Annotated in this window: 12 protein-coding genes and 1 pseudogene; 7 read left to right on the forward strand and 6 right to left on the reverse strand. The window is 72.6% G+C overall.

Features of this window, described 5'->3' with window-relative positions; all coding sequences use genetic code 11:
- A partial coding sequence (locus tag AOK22_RS29810) for a nitrate- and nitrite sensing domain-containing protein (protein WP_208606466.1) occupies positions 1-2,019 on the reverse strand: 2,019 nt, incomplete at its 3' end.
- A gap of 378 nt (positions 2,020-2,397) precedes the next feature.
- On the opposite strand from AOK22_RS29810, the gene AOK22_RS29815 reads away from it, so the two are divergent.
- Entirely contained in the window at positions 2,398-3,243 is an 846-nt protein-coding gene (locus AOK22_RS29815) for a protein phosphatase 2C domain-containing protein (protein ID WP_055701831.1), read from the forward strand.
- A 126-nt stretch (positions 3,244-3,369) separates the two neighbouring features.
- On the opposite strand, the gene AOK22_RS29820 is transcribed toward AOK22_RS29815, so the two are convergent.
- The gene (locus AOK22_RS29820; RefSeq protein ID WP_055701832.1) at positions 3,370-3,858 is read right to left on the reverse strand and encodes a MarR family winged helix-turn-helix transcriptional regulator; all 489 of its coding nucleotides are present in this window, start codon (positions 3,856-3,858) and stop codon (positions 3,370-3,372) included.
- A 256-nt stretch (positions 3,859-4,114) separates the two neighbouring features.
- On the opposite strand from AOK22_RS29820, the gene AOK22_RS29825 reads away from it, so the two are divergent.
- Positions 4,115-4,948, forward strand: a complete 834-nt coding sequence (locus AOK22_RS29825) for a lysozyme (RefSeq protein ID WP_055701833.1) — start codon at positions 4,115-4,117, stop codon at positions 4,946-4,948.
- An 80-nt stretch (positions 4,949-5,028) separates the two neighbouring features.
- Here the strand turns inward: AOK22_RS29825 and lon are convergent, their stop codons facing one another.
- Entirely contained in the window at positions 5,029-7,434 is a 2,406-nt protein-coding gene (lon, locus tag AOK22_RS29830; RefSeq protein WP_055701834.1) for an endopeptidase La, read from the reverse strand.
- Between the two features lie 213 nt (positions 7,435-7,647).
- Here lon and AOK22_RS29835 point away from each other — a divergent pair, with 213 nt between their 5' ends.
- Positions 7,648-8,688, forward strand: a complete 1,041-nt coding sequence (locus AOK22_RS29835; protein WP_055701835.1) for a methyltransferase — start codon at positions 7,648-7,650, stop codon at positions 8,686-8,688.
- A gap of 149 nt (positions 8,689-8,837) precedes the next feature.
- On the opposite strand, the gene AOK22_RS29840 is transcribed toward AOK22_RS29835, so the two are convergent.
- Together AOK22_RS29840 and AOK22_RS29850 are read right to left on the reverse strand one after the other, a co-directional pair.
- On the reverse strand, positions 8,838-9,116 hold the full coding sequence (locus tag AOK22_RS29840) for a hypothetical protein (protein WP_244165131.1): 279 nt from the start codon (positions 9,114-9,116) through the stop codon (positions 8,838-8,840).
- 684 nt (positions 9,117-9,800) lie between these two features.
- Positions 9,801-10,640, reverse strand: coding sequence for an IS5 family transposase (locus AOK22_RS29850; protein WP_055701838.1), 840 nt, complete (start codon positions 10,638-10,640; stop codon positions 9,801-9,803).
- Positions 10,641-11,047: 407 nt separating this feature from the next.
- On the opposite strand from AOK22_RS29850, the pseudogene AOK22_RS44175 reads away from it, so the two are divergent.
- Positions 11,048-11,657: pseudogene (locus AOK22_RS44175) on the forward strand (ATP-binding cassette domain-containing protein).
- A gap of 7 nt (positions 11,658-11,664) precedes the next feature.
- Here the strand turns inward: AOK22_RS44175 and AOK22_RS29865 are convergent.
- Positions 11,665-12,624 carry a rhomboid-like protein gene (locus AOK22_RS29865; RefSeq protein ID WP_244165133.1) on the reverse strand — a complete coding sequence of 320 codons (960 nt, stop codon included), beginning with the start codon at positions 12,622-12,624 and terminating at the stop codon, positions 11,665-11,667.
- 153 nt (positions 12,625-12,777) lie between these two features.
- On the opposite strand from AOK22_RS29865, the gene AOK22_RS29870 reads away from it, so the two are divergent.
- From AOK22_RS29870 to AOK22_RS29880, 3 genes are all read left to right on the forward strand, one after another.
- Positions 12,778-13,455, forward strand: coding sequence for a spermine/spermidine synthase domain-containing protein (locus AOK22_RS29870; protein ID WP_055701841.1), 678 nt, complete (start codon positions 12,778-12,780; stop codon positions 13,453-13,455).
- 65 nt (positions 13,456-13,520) lie between these two features.
- The gene (locus AOK22_RS29875; protein ID WP_055701842.1) at positions 13,521-14,261 is read left to right on the forward strand and encodes a response regulator transcription factor; all 741 of its coding nucleotides are present in this window, start codon (positions 13,521-13,523) and stop codon (positions 14,259-14,261) included.
- A 13-nt stretch (positions 14,262-14,274) separates the two neighbouring features.
- Positions 14,275-15,257, forward strand: a 983-nt coding sequence (locus AOK22_RS29880; RefSeq protein WP_055701843.1) for a sensor histidine kinase, incomplete at its 3' end; no start/stop codon positions are given.

The following is a 15,257-nucleotide window of genomic DNA, read 5'->3' on the forward strand; positions in this document are numbered from 1 at the left end:
GGAGACCTCGACGGAGGCGTCCGGCGGCGAGAACGAGGTGGCGTTCTCCAGGAGCTCGGCGGTGAGGTGGCTGATGTCGTCCGCGGCGAAGCCCGCGACGTGCGCGTGCGGCGGCAGCGTGGCGATGCGGACGCGTTCGTACCGCTCGATCTCGGAGACGGCGGCCCGCACGACGTCGACGAGCGGCACGGCGCCGGGGTGCTGGTGGCCGTGCTCGGCACCGGCGAGGACCAGGAGGTTCTCGCTGTGCCGGCGCATGACGGTGGCGAGGTGGTCGAGCTTGAAGAGCGTGGCGAGGCGGTCGGGGTCCTGCTCGCGGTCCTCCAGGTTCTCGATGACCGCGAGCTGGCGCTCCACCAGGCCCAGCGTGCGCAGGGCCAGATTGACGAAGGTGCCGTGGATGGACTGGCGCACGCGGTCCAGGTGGGCGGACGCCTCGGCCAGTTCGGCGCGCAGGGCCTCGCGCTCCTCGGCCATGGACCGGCGCTGCCCGACGAGGTGCTTGCGGTCCGACTCCAGGGTGCCGAGGCGCTCGGTGAGCGCGGCCGCGTGGCCGTGCAGCGCGTTGACGGAGCGGACGACCTGGGCGAACTCGTCGTCGCGGCCCGTGAAGCGGATCGGCTCCTGCGGCTCCGGCTCGGTGGCGAGGCGGGCCGAGCCGAGGCGCAGCACGGCGAGCGGGCGGGTCAGCGAGCGGGCCGTCGCCATGGCGAAGCCGACCGCGAGGAGCAGGCAGGCGCCGACGAGGGCGACGCGGATCTCCAGGGCGGTGACGTCGTCGTCGCGCAGCTGGGCGAGGCGCTTGGTGCGCTCGACGCCGAGCGCGGACTCGGCGCCGCGCATGGTCTCGATGCGGGCGGAGAGCGCGGCGTCGAGCTTCTTGCCGTCGTAGCGCCGCTCGGCCGCGGAGAGCTTGGGCTCGTCGGTGAGGCGGGCGAGGTACTTCTCCGCGGTGGCGACCTCGGGGCCCGTGACGGTCGACTCGTACGTGGCGCGGGCGCGGTCGCTCGCGGCGTCGCGGAAGTCGGCGAGGGCGGCGAGCTCGCGCAGGTGGGCCTGCTGGGCGGCGGTGCTGAGCTCGTCGCGGCGCTTGGCGTCGGCCGGGGACTCCTGGGCGGTGGTCGGCAGGCCGGTGACCGGATCGACGGTGGTGGTCGAGGAGTCGCGGGGCACGGCGAGGGCGGCGAGGAGGAGGCCGCGGGCGGCGGCGGCCTGTTCGACGGCGTGGTCGAGGTCGGAGAGGGCGAGGGCGCCCTGGTTGGCCTCCGGCGGCAGCTTCGCGGCCAGGTCCCGGGTGAGGCCGTGGAGTTCGGCGATGACCTTGGTGTACGCCTCATGGGCTTCGAGAGCGGTGCTCTTGCCGGTGAGCGCCGCTCTTCGCACGGCGGCGATCTCGGCGAGGTCGCTGCGCAGGGCCGCGGGCGCGTCGGCGGCGCGGATCTCCTCGATCTGCCGGTCCACGCGGGCGCTGCGGCTCTCGGAGAGCCCCTTGCCCTGGGGCCGGCCGGAGGCGATGTACGAGGTGACCTCGTCGCGCTCGTCGGCGAGGGAGTGGCCGAGGGAGACCGCCTGCTGGGTCTGTCCGGCGAGGGTCACCAGGCTCTGCGCGTCGCTCAGTTGCCCGGAGGCGGCGACGACGGCGGGGGCGCCCGCGCCGGCCACGGCGGCGGCCACGACCGTGACGGCGAGAATCAGCCGATTGCGGACGCGCGCGGTGGGCCGCTTGTTGACGGCCGCGGGCTTGGGCACGGGGGGTGTCGCGGCGGCTCCTGGCGCACCCGAGGCGGCGGGATCGGCGGAGGCGCCGGAGGTCACGGGCTCGGCGGACGTCCCGGGGACGGCGGCACCCGCGGCCCCGCCCGCACCCCTACCCGTCGGCTGTCCCGACCCGGCATCCGCGCCCGCGGAGGGAGCGGCATCCGCGCCCGCGGAGGGGCCCGGCGCACCCTCGGCCGGGGCGGTCGCGCCCGGCACGGTCCCCTCCGGAGCCGACTGCTTGCCTTTGCGCCGAGGCGGCATCTTCTGCACCGGTGCTCGCATTCTTGTTTTCGTCTGCCCTTGGGCCCGGGTGACGATCTGTCAACACGAGCGCTCCCCCGGTACGGCTCCTGACCCTTTCAGTGCCGGTGAGTGGCGGTCGCGCATCGCCTGCCTGGCCACCCGAAGGAGTGAACATCGGCGGGGAGTTGGCGGGCAAGTCCCGACGTTACGGCCACGGGGCATATGCGGTGTGCCGGTTGGACGTCGACCACCGGCTTTGGCAGGATGCGCGACCACACCCCGCCGGAGGTGATCATTCCGGTCGAATTCCGGCGCGTCGCCCGCCCCTACGAGCCATCCCTCCACCCCTTTGCGGCTTCTGGTGCCCCTTGTGAAGGGGTCGTGCAGACTGGCCGAATGCGCATCGAACTCGCCATCGAGCCCGGAGACCCCGCACGCCCCAACGAGGACTACGCGTCGGTCGCGCTTCCCGCGTCCGGACAGGGCGGATCGCTCGTCGTCCTGGACGGCGTGACACCGCCGGAGGGGTCGGTGGGCTGTCTTCATTCGGTCCCCTGGTTCACCGCGCGGCTCGGCGGAGCACTGGGCGAACTGTCCGTTTCACGGCGGGATATGACGCTCACTGAGGTTCTGGCGGCCGCCATCGCGCGTACCGCCGACGCACATCGTTCAACCTGTGACCTTTCTCACCCACGTACACCTCAGGCCACGGTGGTCCTCGTCCGGTGGGACGCGGAGCGCGTCGAGCATCTCGTCCTGTCCGACTCGGCGCTCCTCATGGCGGGCCCGGACGGCGAGGTGACCGCCGTCCTCGACCGGCGCCTGGCGGAACTGCCGCCCGCCGTGCGGGCCCTGCGCGACCAGGTGCGCGCCCTGCCGCGCGGCTCGGCCGAGCGGGACGTGGCGGGCCGCGCGTACGCGACGGCGGTCGAGGCCCTGCGCAACGCGGAGGACGGCTTCTTCACCGCCGCCGCCGACCCCGCGTCGGCCGGTCGCGCGGTCACGGGCGAGCGCCCGCGGGCGGACGTCGCGGCGGTGGCGGCGCTCACCGACGGCGCCGGACGCTGGGTGGAGACGTTCCACGAGGGCGACTGGACGGAGTGCTTCGCGCTGCTGCGCAAGGAGGGGCCGCAGCACCTGGTGGACCGCGTACGGGAGTTGGAGCTCGCGGACCCCGACCGCCTGGCCTTCCCGCGCGGCAAGCGGCACGACGACGCGGCGGTGGTGTACGCGGAGCTGTGAGGGCACGCACCGGCCGGGCGGGCGCGCGTGTCGACGCAGTGGGCGCGTGTGTCGACGCGGCGGAGGAGGGCGCGGGGCGGCACACGGAGGGGGTGACGCGCGGGCACCCGGGTCCCGGGGAGGGGCTCAGGCGTCCGCGCTGTCGTTCAGCCGGCCGAGCAGCCGGGCGAGTTCGGCGACCTCCGCCCGGTCCCAGCCCGCGAGGCGGCGCACGTACTGGGCGCGGCGGGCGGCGCGGACCGTGCGGAAGCGGGTGCTTCCCTCGGGCGTCAGGCGGATCAGCCAGGCGCGCCCGTCGGCGGGGTCGGGCTCGCGGGAGACGAGGCCGAGCTGTTCCATGGCGCGCAGCTGGCGGCTCATCGTCGCCTTGCCGACGCCGATGAACGCGGCCAGGTCGGTGGCGCGTTGGGGCCCCGAGTCGTCCAGGCGCACCAGCAGGCCGTACGCCGCGGGCTCCAGGTCGGGGTGGACCTGGCGGGCCATCTCGCCCGAGGAGGCCCGCGCGCGGCGCATCAGGAGCGACAACTCCCGTTCCAGGGCGAGGAACTCACGGTCCGCCCCGCGCTCCGCGTCGCCGTGCTCCCCGCACGTCCCACCCTCTTGTGCAGCACCCATGTCCCGCTTTCCCGATTCTGAAAGTTATCGCCCAAAGGCCCTCGCGCCACGACCCTGTCGGCAGCGGCCTGACCAGTATTTCGCAAGGTCGCGACGGTGCCGCCGCAATGACACCGCCACAGGAGTGGACCAACGGCAGAACCCTGGCCCTCTTCCCTAGCGGCGGTCTACGTGCGTAGCTTTTCAACTGACATGTTCACACCACGGCATGTCGACAGGTCCCCACCGAGCACCACCGAGGCCTTCGGAGGCACGCATGCCCGTGCACAGACCCGGACCGGCCCGCCGCTCGCGCTTGTCGCCGGCGGGGGTTGTCCTCGCAGTACTGTCCGCCCTCTCCCTCCTCCTGACGCTCCCCACGGCGGCCCAGGCGGACGACGTCCCCCAGCGCGGCACCGCCCGCCTCGGCCAGGGCGTCGTCGAACACGACGGCCAGGGCGGCCGGCCCGCCGGCGGTGACGCCGCCCAGACCGAGGGCGTGGACGTCAGCAGCCACCAGGGCAACGTCGCCTGGTCGACGCTGTGGAACAGCGGAGTGAAGTGGGCCTACGTCAAGGCCACCGAGAGCACCTCGTACAAGAACCCCTACTTCACCCAGCAGTACAACGGCTCGTACAACGTGGGCATGATCCGCGGCGCGTACCACTTCGCCACGCCCGACACCTCCAGCGGCGCCACGCAGGCCAACTACTTCGCGAGCAACGGCGGCGGCTGGTCGCGCGACGGCAGGACGCTGCCGGGCGCGCTGGACATCGAGTGGAACCCGTACGGGGCGACCTGCTTCGGCAAGTCCCAGGCCGACATGGTCAGCTGGATCCGTGACTTCCTGAACACGTACAAGGCGCGCACCGGGCGCGACGCCGTCATCTACACCGCGACGAGCTGGTGGAAGCAGTGCACGGGCAACTACGGCGGCTTCGGTGCGAGCAACCCGCTGTGGATCGCCCGCTACAACACCTCCCCGGGCGAACTCCCGGCCGGCTGGGGCTTCCAGACGATGTGGCAGTACACCTCGTCGGGCCCGACGGTCGGTGACCACAACAAGTTCAACGGCGCCCTCGACCGGGTGCAGGCGCTCGCCAACGGCTGAGCCGCCCACGGAGTACGCGAAGGGTGGCCGCCCCGGCACGGGACGGCCACCCTTTCCGCTGCTCTTGAGAGGCCTGCTCCTTACGCGGCGGCCCGGACCTTCACCTCGGCCTCGGTGAGGGCCAGTTCGAGCACCTGGCGCACGTCGGTGACCGGGTGCACCTCCAGCTTCTCCAGGATCTCGGCGGGGACGTCGTCGAGGTCCGCCTCGTTCCGCTTCGGGATGATCACCGTGGTGATCCCGGCGCGGTGCGCGGCCAGCAGCTTCTGCTTGACGCCGCCGATCGGCAGGACGCGGCCGGTCAGCGAGATCTCACCGGTCATCGCCACGTCGGTGCGGACCTGCCGCCCGCTGAGCAGCGAGGCGAGGGCCGTGGTGAGCGTGACGCCCGCGCTCGGGCCGTCCTTGGGGACCGCGCCCGCCGGGAAGTGGACGTGCACGCCCCGGTCCTTCAGGTCGCCCACGGGCAGCTCCAGTTCGGCGCCGTGCGAGCGCAGGAAGCTCAGCGCGATCTGCGCCGACTCCTTCATCACGTCGCCGAGCTGGCCGGTGAGCGTGAGCCCGGACGCGCCGGTCTCCGGATCGGCGAGCGAGGCCTCCACGAAGAGGACGTCGCCGCCCGCGCCGGTGACCGCGAGCCCGGTGGCCACGCCCGGCACCGCGGTGCGGCGCTCGGCCGGGTCCTGGGCGGACTCGGGCACGTGGTGCGGGCGCCCGATGAGCCCGCGCAGGTCCTCGTCCGTCACGGTGAACGGCAGCTCCCGCTCGCCCAGTTCGTGCTGGGCCGCGACCTTGCGGAGCAGCCGGGCGACCGAACGCTCCAGGTTGCGCACGCCCGCCTCACGGGTGTACTCGCCGGCCAGCTTGCGCAGCGCGCTCTCGTCCAGGGCCACCTCGTCCTGGCCGAGGCCGGCCCGCTCCAGCTGGCGCGGGAGCAGGTGGTCACGGGCGATGACGACCTTCTCGTCCTCGGTGTAGCCGTCCAGGCGGACCAGCTCCATGCGGTCGAGCAGTGCCTCGGGGATGGCCTCCAGGACGTTCGCCGTCGCGAGGAACACGACGTCGCTCAGGTCGAGCTCGACCTCCAGGTAGTGGTCGCGGAAGGTGTGGTTCTGCGCGGGGTCGAGGACTTCGAGGAGGGCGGCGGCCGGGTCGCCCCGGAAGTCGGAGCCCACCTTGTCGATCTCGTCGAGGAGGACGACGGGGTTCATGGACCCGGCCTCCTTGATCGCCCGCACGATGCGTCCGGGCAGCGCCCCCACGTACGTACGGCGGTGGCCGCGGATCTCCGCCTCGTCGCGCACGCCGCCGAGCGCGACCCGCACGAACTTGCGGCCCATGGCGTGCGCGACGGACTCGCCGAGGCTCGTCTTGCCGACGCCGGGCGGGCCCACCAGGGCGAGGACCGCGCCGCCGCGGCGGCCGCCGACGACGCCGAGGCCGCGGTCGGAGCGGCGCTTGCGCACCGCCAGGTACTCGGTGATGCGCTCCTTCACGTCCTCCAGGCCCGCGTGCTCGGCGTCGAGGACGGACTGGGCGCCCCTGATGTCGTACGCGTCCTCGGTGTGCTCGTTCCACGGCAGTTCGAGGACGGTGTCCAGCCAGGTGCGGATCCAGGAGCCCTCGGGCGACTGGTCGCTGGCGCGCTCCAGCTTGTCGACCTCCTTGAGGGCGGCCTCGCGGACCTTCCCGGGCAGGTCGGCGGCCTCGACGCGGGCGCGGTAGTCGTCGGACTCCTCGCCCTCCTGCTCGCCGTTGAGCTCGCGCAGCTCCTTGCGGACGGCGTCCAGCTGGCGGCGGAGCAGGAACTCGCGCTGCTGCTTGTCGACGCCCTCCTGGACGTCCTTGGCGATGGTCTCGGCGACGTCCTGCTCGGCGAGGTGCTCGCGCAGCTGCGCGGTGGCGAGCTTGAGGCGGGCGACGGCGTCCTCGGTCTCCAGGAGCTCGATCTTCTGCTGGGTGGTGAGGAACGGCGAGTAGCCGGAGTTGTCGGCGAGCGCGGAGACGTCGTCGATCTGCGTGACGCGGTCGACGACCTGCCAGGCGCCGCGCTTCTTCAGCCAGCTGGTGGCGAGCGCCTTGTACTCCTTGACGAGCTCGGTGACGCTGCCGGGCAGCGGCTCGGGCACGGAGTCGTCGACCGTCAGACCCTCGACCCACAGGGCCGCGCCGGGACCCGTCGTGCCCGCGCCGATCCTCACCCGGCTCCGGCCGCGGATGAGGGCACCGGGGTCGCCGTCGGAGAGCCGGCCGACCTGCTCGACGGTGCCGAGGACACCGGTCGCGGCGTACGTCCCGTCGATCCGCGGAACAAGGAGCACCTTCGGCTTGCTGTCGCCACTGGACCGCGCCGCGGCCTGCGCCGCCTCCACGGCGGCTCGTACATCGGCATCGGACAGGTCGAACGGAACCACCATGCCGGGCAGGACGACCTCGTCGTCGAGCGGCAGCACAGGCAGAGTGAGCGGTGTGGACGTCGAAGCCATGATCTCCCCTTCGGCATTCAAGTTGAGCTGTATGGACTCAATGCTTATGAGCTTCCGGATGTTCCCCAAGGGATGTTCGCTGTGAGCGATCACGGAGAACGGGCTGTCGGGTGCGGCTCCGGGCGGCCCTGGGACCCGGGGCCGGCGACGGCCCGTTCCCCATCGGGCGCCGGCTTGGGACCGTGGGGGCTTCGGCTTTCGTGGAGGGGAATCATGGTGGACACACCCGAGAACGGCGGCGCGCAGGACGTGACCGGCACCCTCGTCGAGTACGCGCTGGGACATCTCTTCTCGGCGGCGCTGCGTACGGCGGCGCGGTGCCGGGTCGCCGACCATCTGGCGCCGGGGCCGCGCACCGCCGAGGAGCTGGCCCGCCTCACCGACACGGACCCGGGGCACCTGCGGCCCGTCCTGCGCTACCTCGCCACGCGCGGCGTCTTCCGCGAGGACGGTGCGGGCGCGTTCCACCTCACGCCGCTCGGGGACGCGCTGCGCACGGACGTGCCGCACTCGCAGCACGCGGCGGTCCTGATGCTGACCGACCCCGCCTTCCTGCGGACCTCGGAGGCCCTGGAGGAGACCGTCCGCAAGGCGGGGCCCTCCTTCGAGCGGCTCTACGGCCGCCCCTTCTTCGCGCACCTGGCCGACGACCCGGAGCTGCGGGAGCTGTTCGACAGCGGGATGACCTCGCTCTCGGCGCCCGTCGACGCGGTGGTCGCGGGGACGTATCCGTTCCCGGAGAAGGGCACCGTGGTGGACGTCGGCGGCGGGCGCGGCGGGCTGCTGCGCGCGGTGCTGCGGGGGCGGCCCGGCCTGACCGGGGTGCTCGTCGACCAGGCCCCGGCGATCGCCACGCACGTCCTGGGCGAGGACGACGAGGCGCGGGGCCGGTGGCGGGCCGAGACCGGGGACTTCTTCACGAAGGTGCCCGAGGGCGGCGACGTCTACGTGCTCAAGCACGTCCTGCACGACTGGCCCGACGACGCCTGCCTGCGGATCCTGCGCAACTGCCGCGCGGCGATGGCGCCGGACGCGCGCCTCCTGGTCGTCGAGTCCGTCCTGCCGCCGGGCAACGCACCGCACCCCGGCAAGACCCTGGCGGTGGCGATGGCAGCGGTCATCGACGGCCGCGAACGCACGGAACAGGAGTTCACCTCCCTGCTCGCGGCGGCGGACCTGACCGTGACGCGCGTCCTCCCGACGGCGTCGTTCCCGTCGATCGTGGAGGCGAGGGCGACGGACCGTACCCCGTAGGCAGACCGCGCCCCACCGTTTCCCGCGCCCCTCAAGGTGCGCGGGAAACCGCGCGAGCAACCCCCACGGCCCCGCGGAGCGGGAACCGGCGCGCACCGGCCGCGCTCCTGACTGAGCGTTTCGCCCTGTGAGGTGTGTTTGATCCCAGGTCAGGTTCCGCGCCAGTTCAGGGTGGCTTCGCCCGTGAAGCCGTCGGCTTCCTCCAGCGCGGCACTCGGCATCGGATCGCCGGCGGCGCAACCGAGCGCACAGCGTCCGGCGAGGTGGAGGCACAAGGCGTCCAGGTGGTCGAGGAGCGCCGCCTGGCGCTCCTGCTCGGGGTCCAGTTCTCTCAGCCATACCCACCGGTCGTGCGCGGCCTGCGGGCGGGGAGGGAGCGTGCGGCGTAGCGCGTCGGCCCGCTCGCTGAGGGCGCTCCACACCGGCACCCGCAGCCTCTCGGCCAGAACAGTGATGTCCTGGGCGGGAAGGGCGGGGGCCGGTGCGCTCAGGCCATCACCATGGCATCCGCCACTGACATTCCTCGGGGAGCGGCGCGCGACACGTCACTGGAATGGCGACCGGCGCGATTCCGGCAGGGATTCACAGGCCGGGCACCTTTTCGACGATCCTCGAAATGATGGAAGTTGTGAAGCTGTGATGCCTACGATGCGGCAGCAAACAGTCAACCGCCGCAACAGCGTGAGCCAGCGACGGTTAAATCTCAGGGGGAAGAATGCGCAAAATCGGTCTTGTCTTCGCGACCGGCATCGCCGGTGCCGCTGTCTTCATAGGATCTGGCTCGGCCCAAGCCGTCATCTTCAACCCGGACCCCTGCCTCGACTTGTCGGAGGTACAGAGCTGCGAAAACCACACGCTCTATGGGTTCCGACAGCCTGCGGGCCCGACGACGAACCCCTGCGGCCTGCCGTGGCAGCCCGTGGTGATCGGCTCCTGCTGAGCCACGCCATCGGTTGCCGTTGACCTCACCGTTTCACTCAGGGTGAGACCGGTTGCTGGCTGCGAACGCGAAAGTGCCTTCTGATCTGGGGCGATGAACCTTGTCGAGGGGTTCTACCGGTCCAGGTGGAAGGCGCTTTCTGCGTTCCGCGAGCTCGGGTCGCTGCCCCGGGTCAGGTTCCGCGCCAGTTCGGGGTGGCTTCGCCGGTGAGGCGGCGGGTCATGAGGTCGATCATCGCGAGGTGGATCATGGCTTCGGACCGGTGCGGGTGTCGCTCGTAGTCGCGGGCGAGGCGGAGGTGGTGCATGAGCCAGCCGATGCTCCGCTCGATGGTCCAGCGGCGCGGAATGATCGTGAACCCCTTGACGCCCGGCGGGCGCTGGACGGGGTGGACGTCGATGCCCAGGCGGGCGCCGTGCTTGATGGCGGTGGTCCGGTAGCCGGCGTCCACCCAGGCTTTGGCCACCCGGGAGTGGACGGCGGAGATACGGGACAGCAGCGTGACGCCGGCCGCGGTGTCGGACACGCTCGCGGCGGTGACCAGCACGGTCAGCAGCAGGCCCAGGGTGTCGCAGGCGAGGTGGCGCTTGCGTCCGATGATCCGCTTGCCCGCGTCGGTGCCCTGGTCGGCCAGGTGCACGTTGGCGGAGGTCTTGATGGTCTGGGAGTCCAGCACGCAGGCGGACGGTTCGCCGTCGCGTCCTTCGGCCGCGCGGACCAGGTGCCGCAGCAGGCCGGTGAGCTGGGTGAAGATGCCGTCCTCCTGCCAGCAGGCGACGTAGTGGTAGGTCGTGGGCCAGGGTGGGAAGTCGTGCGGCAGGTAGCGCCAGGGGACGCCGGTGCGGTCCACGTACAGGATCGCGTTCATCAGCGGGCGCAGGTCGTGTTCGGGTGGGCGGCCGATGTCCAGGCCGCGGCCGCGGCGCTCGGCGCGCCAGGCGGTGAGCACCGGCTCGATCAGCTGCCGGCGTTCGTCGGACAGGTCGCTGGGGTAGCCGCTGGGGGCGGTCATGTTTCAGATGTACTGCGAGTTGGCTGCCCCGACCAGCGGCCAAAGGCCACCGGGCGGGCCCGGGTTGGGATCAAACAGGAGGGGTTGGGATCAAACAGCCCTCTGGCGCCTCACAGTGACCTGGGGGCCCGCCTTTCACGTCAGTGCCGCCTCGCCAGCCTCCTCAAACCATCACGCAACGGCATCAGACCGGGCGAAACACTCAGTGAGTAGGTGTTTCTCAACCTCGACGAGGCAGGTGGGCGACGGGGACGGTGGTGTGCTGCGCGGTGCTGTACGCGCGGCGGCAGTCGTACGACGGCGCGGGGGCGAGGCGGTGAGGCCGACGCAGCCGCGGGCGGCGGGGCGACCCGTGGACGGCGGATGGCGGGCCACCGCCCTCATCCCAGCGGGGCGCGCCCACCGGCGTGCACGGCCTGCTCGGTCCGAACGGCGCGGGCAGGACGTCGTTGATCCGCGTCCTCGCCACCGCCGCGGAACCGGCGGCCGGCCGCCTCACCCTGCTCGGCGAGGACCCCTCGCACTACGCGGGGCTGCTCGCCGTACGCCGCCGTCTCGGCTATCCGCCCCAGGAGTTCGGCGTGTACCGGCACTTCACCACCCGCGAGTTCCTCGGCTACGGCCTGGCTCAAGGACGTGCCCGCGCCCGAGGTCCCCGCGGCCGTCGAGCGCGCCGCGCACCGCGTCGGTCCCGGCGACCGTCTCGACGCCGGGCTCCGCACGCTCAGCGGGGGCATGAAGCAGCGCGTCGGCATCGCGCAGGCCATCGTGAACGACCCCGGCCTGCTCCTCCTCGACGAGCCGACGACCGGGCTCGACCCGGCACAGCGCGAGCGCCTCCACGCGCTGCTGCGGACCATCGGCGAGACGGCGACCGTCGTCGTCTCCACGCACCTCATGGAGGACATCACCGGCGCCTGCGACGACGTGCTCGTCCTCGCCGACGGCCGGACCCGCTTCCAGGGAACGCCCCGGACGCCGGCGGCGATCGGCGGGTACGCGGCCGTGCTGCCGTGAGCCGCCGTCAGGCGGACGGCGTCCGCGGACGCCGCCGGCGCCGCAGCAGGGGCCAGGTCGCGACGCCGATCAGGAGCGCCATCAGATGGCCCCAGTTGGTCATCGGGTCGGTGAACGCGATCAGGTCGTCGACGAGCATCCAGCCGAATCCGGCCAGGACGATCCAGCGCAGCCACGGCGTGAGGAGACCCGCGAGCGCGCCGACGCTCGCGGCGACGCCGAAACTGATGCCGTAGTCCAGGCGGTGCAGCGAGGTGTCGGGCAGGTGGCCCGCGAGGACGGACAGGCCGACGGGGACCTCCGTCGCGAGCGTGGCGACCACGTGCCCGAGCAGGAAGACACCGGCGGTGCGCAGTCCCCCTATGCGGCGCTCCAGCGCGGTGAGCACCAGGAGGAAGCCGATCGCGTACGGCGAGGTGATGCCGCCCGCGATCCACAGGGCGCTGGCGACCAGGACGAGGACGGGGCTGTGCGCGAGGTGCGCGACGTCGGTGCTCGAACCGTGGAGCAGCGCGGAGACGAGGTCGGGGTCCGCGTACGCGGCGAGCAGCGAGGTGGCGGCGAGCACGAGGGCGTACCCGAAGGTGAAGGGAGTACCGATGGGGGTGGGCAGCAGCCGCCAGGGCCGGAACCCCGCGGCGCGGGCCCTGGCCCGCAGTCCCTCGACGGCCCCTGACCCGCACGCGGCACGGGACGGCGCGTGCCCGGTGCCGGACGGGGAGCACCCGGTGCCGGGCGGTGTGCGCCCCGCGTCGGAGGGCGTCCGCTCGTCGGTCCGCGTACGCCCGGCGCTCCACGGGGCGAGGCCCGGCGCCCGCGCGGGCGCGCCGCGTTCGGACAGACCGGCGCGCGTCCGCGCGTCCGGATCGCGGCTCTCCCCCGGCGGGGACTGCCGCGGAATGGCGTTCAGGGTGCCCGGCGTCTCGGCATCGGGCGCGACCTCGGCGGGCCGCACGCTCTGGTTCACGGGTGAGGCGCTCCTTCCGTCCCGGCCCACCCTTTGTCCTCTTTTCCGGCGTTGTCTATGACCGGCGCCACGTGAGGCCCGATTCACAGCAACCTCTTGGGTGACTTCCGCGTCCCCCGAAAAGCCGCATCGCGCCCCCATACGCTGAGGCCCATGCACATCCACACCACCGCCCCCGTCGTCGTCGACCGGCGCGAGGGACCGTACGGCGAGGTCGTGCTGCGGCGCCACGGTGAGCTGCTGCAGATCATCGCCAATGGCTGTTTCCTGATGGACACCTCCGACGGCCGCTCCGAGCGACTGCTCGTCGACGCGGCGCGCGACGCCCTCGACGACCGGCCGGAGCCCGCCGTCCTGATCGGCGGCCTCGGCGTCGGCTTCTCCCTCGCGCACGCCGCCGCGGACCCCCGCTGGGGACGCATCGCCGTCGTCGAACGCGAGCAGGCGATCATCGACTGGCACCGCGAGGGGCCGCTCGCCGAACTGTCCGGCGCGGCACTCGCCGACGCACGTGCGCAGATTCTTCACACGGACCTCGTCACCTACGTCTCCGAGGCGTCGGAAACGTACGACGCGCTCTGTCTGGACATCGACAACGGCCCGGACTGGACGGTCACGGAGGACAACAACTCCCTTTATTCCTCGGCCGGTCTGGCCGCCTGCAAAGCCCGTCTGAACCCCGGCGGAGTACTGGCCGTCTGGTCGGCCCAGCCCTCGTCCGCTTTCGACGACGCTCTACGGAATGCCGGATTCCAGCGGGTACGGACGGAAGAGATCCCCGTTGCCCGAGGCGTCCCCGACGTGGTCCACCTCGGCGTCCGGGCTGCGTAGCCGAGGTGCCTTCGCGACCCGTACCCTGCTGACCGAACACAAGCGATCAGTGTCAGGGGCGGGCGATGGAGCAGACACACACCTCCCACAACGGCGCGACGGCGGCGACGCCGGGCGCGCAGCGCCGGGTGCTGGTGGTCGAGGACGACCCGACGATCGTCGACGCCATCGCCGCCCGGCTGCGTGCCGAGGGTTTCGTCGTGCAAACGGCGGGAGACGGCCCCTCGGCGGTGGACACCGCCCAGGCCTGGCAGCCCGACCTGCTGATCCTCGACATCATGCTGCCGGGCTTCGACGGCCTGGAGGTGTGCCGCCGGGTGCAGGCCCAGCGCCCCGTCCCGGTCCTCATGCTCACCGCGCGCGACGACGAGACGGACATGCTGGTCGGTCTCGGGGTCGGCGCGGACGACTACATGACCAAGCCGTTCTCCATGCGCGAGCTCGCGGCCCGCGTGCACGTCCTGCTGCGCCGCGTCGAGCGGGCCGCGCTCGCCGCGACCACGCCCCGCAGCGGCATCCTGCGCCTGGGCGAGCTGGAGATCGACCACGCGCAGCGCCGCGTGCGGGTCCGCAGCGAGGACGTCCACCTGACGCCCACGGAGTTCGACCTCCTGGTCTGCCTGGCCAACACCCCGCGCGCCGTCCTCTCCCGCGAGCAACTGCTCGCCGAGGTGTGGGACTGGGCCGACGCGTCCGGCACCCGCACCGTCGACAGCCACATCAAGGCGCTGCGCCGGAAGATCGGCGCCGAGCGGATCCGCACGGTGCACGGCGTGGGGTACGCGCTGGAGACCCCCACCCCGTGAGGCGGGTCGCGGGATGAGCGGGCCCTTCGGAGGACTGCGGCCGTTCTCCATCAAGACCAAGCTCGGCGCCCTCGTGGTCGTCTCGGTGTTCATCACCACCGGTCTGCTCCTGGTGGCCATGAAGACCGAGACCGAGCTGCGCTTCATCACCGTCTTCTCGGTGATCGCCACGCTCCTCATCACGCAGTTCGTGGCGCACAGCCTCACCGCGCCGCTGGACGAGATGAACGCGGTGGCCCGCGCCGTCTCGCACGGCGACTACACCCGCCGCGTGCGCGGCGCCGACCGGCGCGACGAACTGGGCGACGTGGCCTCCACGATCAACGCGATGGCCGACGACCTGGAGGCCCAGGACACCCAGCGCAAGGAGCTCGTCGCCAACGTCTCGCACGAGCTGCGCACCCCCATCGCCGGCCTGCGCGCGGTCCTGGAGAACGTCGTCGACGGCGTCTCGGCCGCCGACCCCGAGACCATGCGCACCGCCCTGAAGCAGACCGAGCGGCTCGGCCGGCTCGTCGAGACCCTCCTCGACCTCTCCCGCCTCGACAACGGCGTCGTCCCCCTGAAGGCCCGCCGCTTCGAGGTCTGGCCCTATCTGTCGGGCGTCCTCAAGGAAGCCAACATGGTCGTCTCCGCGCGCGCGGGCATCGCGTCGGGCTCCGGCAGCCACACGCGTACGGACGTCCATCTCCACCTGGACGTCTCGCCGCCCGAGCTGACGGCCCACGCCGACGCGGAGCGCCTGCACCAGGTCGTGGCCAACCTCATCGACAACGCGGTCAAGCACAGCCCGCCGCACGGCCGCGTGACGGTCCGGGCCCGGCGCGGCCCCTACCCCGAGTCCCTGGACCTCGAAGTGCTCGACGAGGGCCCCGGCATCCCGGAGTCGGAGCGGCACCGCGTCTTCGAGCGCTTCAACCGCGGCAGCCACGCGGGCGCCCCCGCGCAGGGCCCCGGCAGCGACGGCGGCACGGGCCTCGGCCTCGCCATCGCGCG

It is taken from the genome of Streptomyces silaceus (assembly GCF_001419745.1).
Classification (GTDB): domain Bacteria; phylum Actinomycetota; class Actinomycetes; order Streptomycetales; family Streptomycetaceae; genus Streptomyces; species Streptomyces silaceus.

Coding starts and splice junctions, on each gene's coding strand:
- AOK22_RS29815 (WP_055701831.1), top strand. CDS start 2,398: ATGCGCATCGAACTCGCCATCGAGCCCGGAGACCCCGCACGCCCCAAC.
- AOK22_RS29820 (WP_055701832.1), bottom strand. CDS start 3,858: ATGGGTGCTGCACAAGAGGGTGGGACGTGCGGGGAGCACGGCGACGCG.
- AOK22_RS29825 (WP_055701833.1), top strand. CDS start 4,115: ATGCCCGTGCACAGACCCGGACCGGCCCGCCGCTCGCGCTTGTCGCCG.
- lon (WP_055701834.1), bottom strand. CDS start 7,434: ATGGCTTCGACGTCCACACCGCTCACTCTGCCTGTGCTGCCGCTCGAC.
- AOK22_RS29835 (WP_055701835.1), top strand. CDS start 7,648: ATGGTGGACACACCCGAGAACGGCGGCGCGCAGGACGTGACCGGCACC.
- AOK22_RS29850 (WP_055701838.1), bottom strand. CDS start 10,640: ATGACCGCCCCCAGCGGCTACCCCAGCGACCTGTCCGACGAACGCCGG.
- AOK22_RS29870 (WP_055701841.1), top strand. CDS start 12,778: ATGCACATCCACACCACCGCCCCCGTCGTCGTCGACCGGCGCGAGGGA.
- AOK22_RS29875 (WP_055701842.1), top strand. CDS start 13,521: ATGGAGCAGACACACACCTCCCACAACGGCGCGACGGCGGCGACGCCG.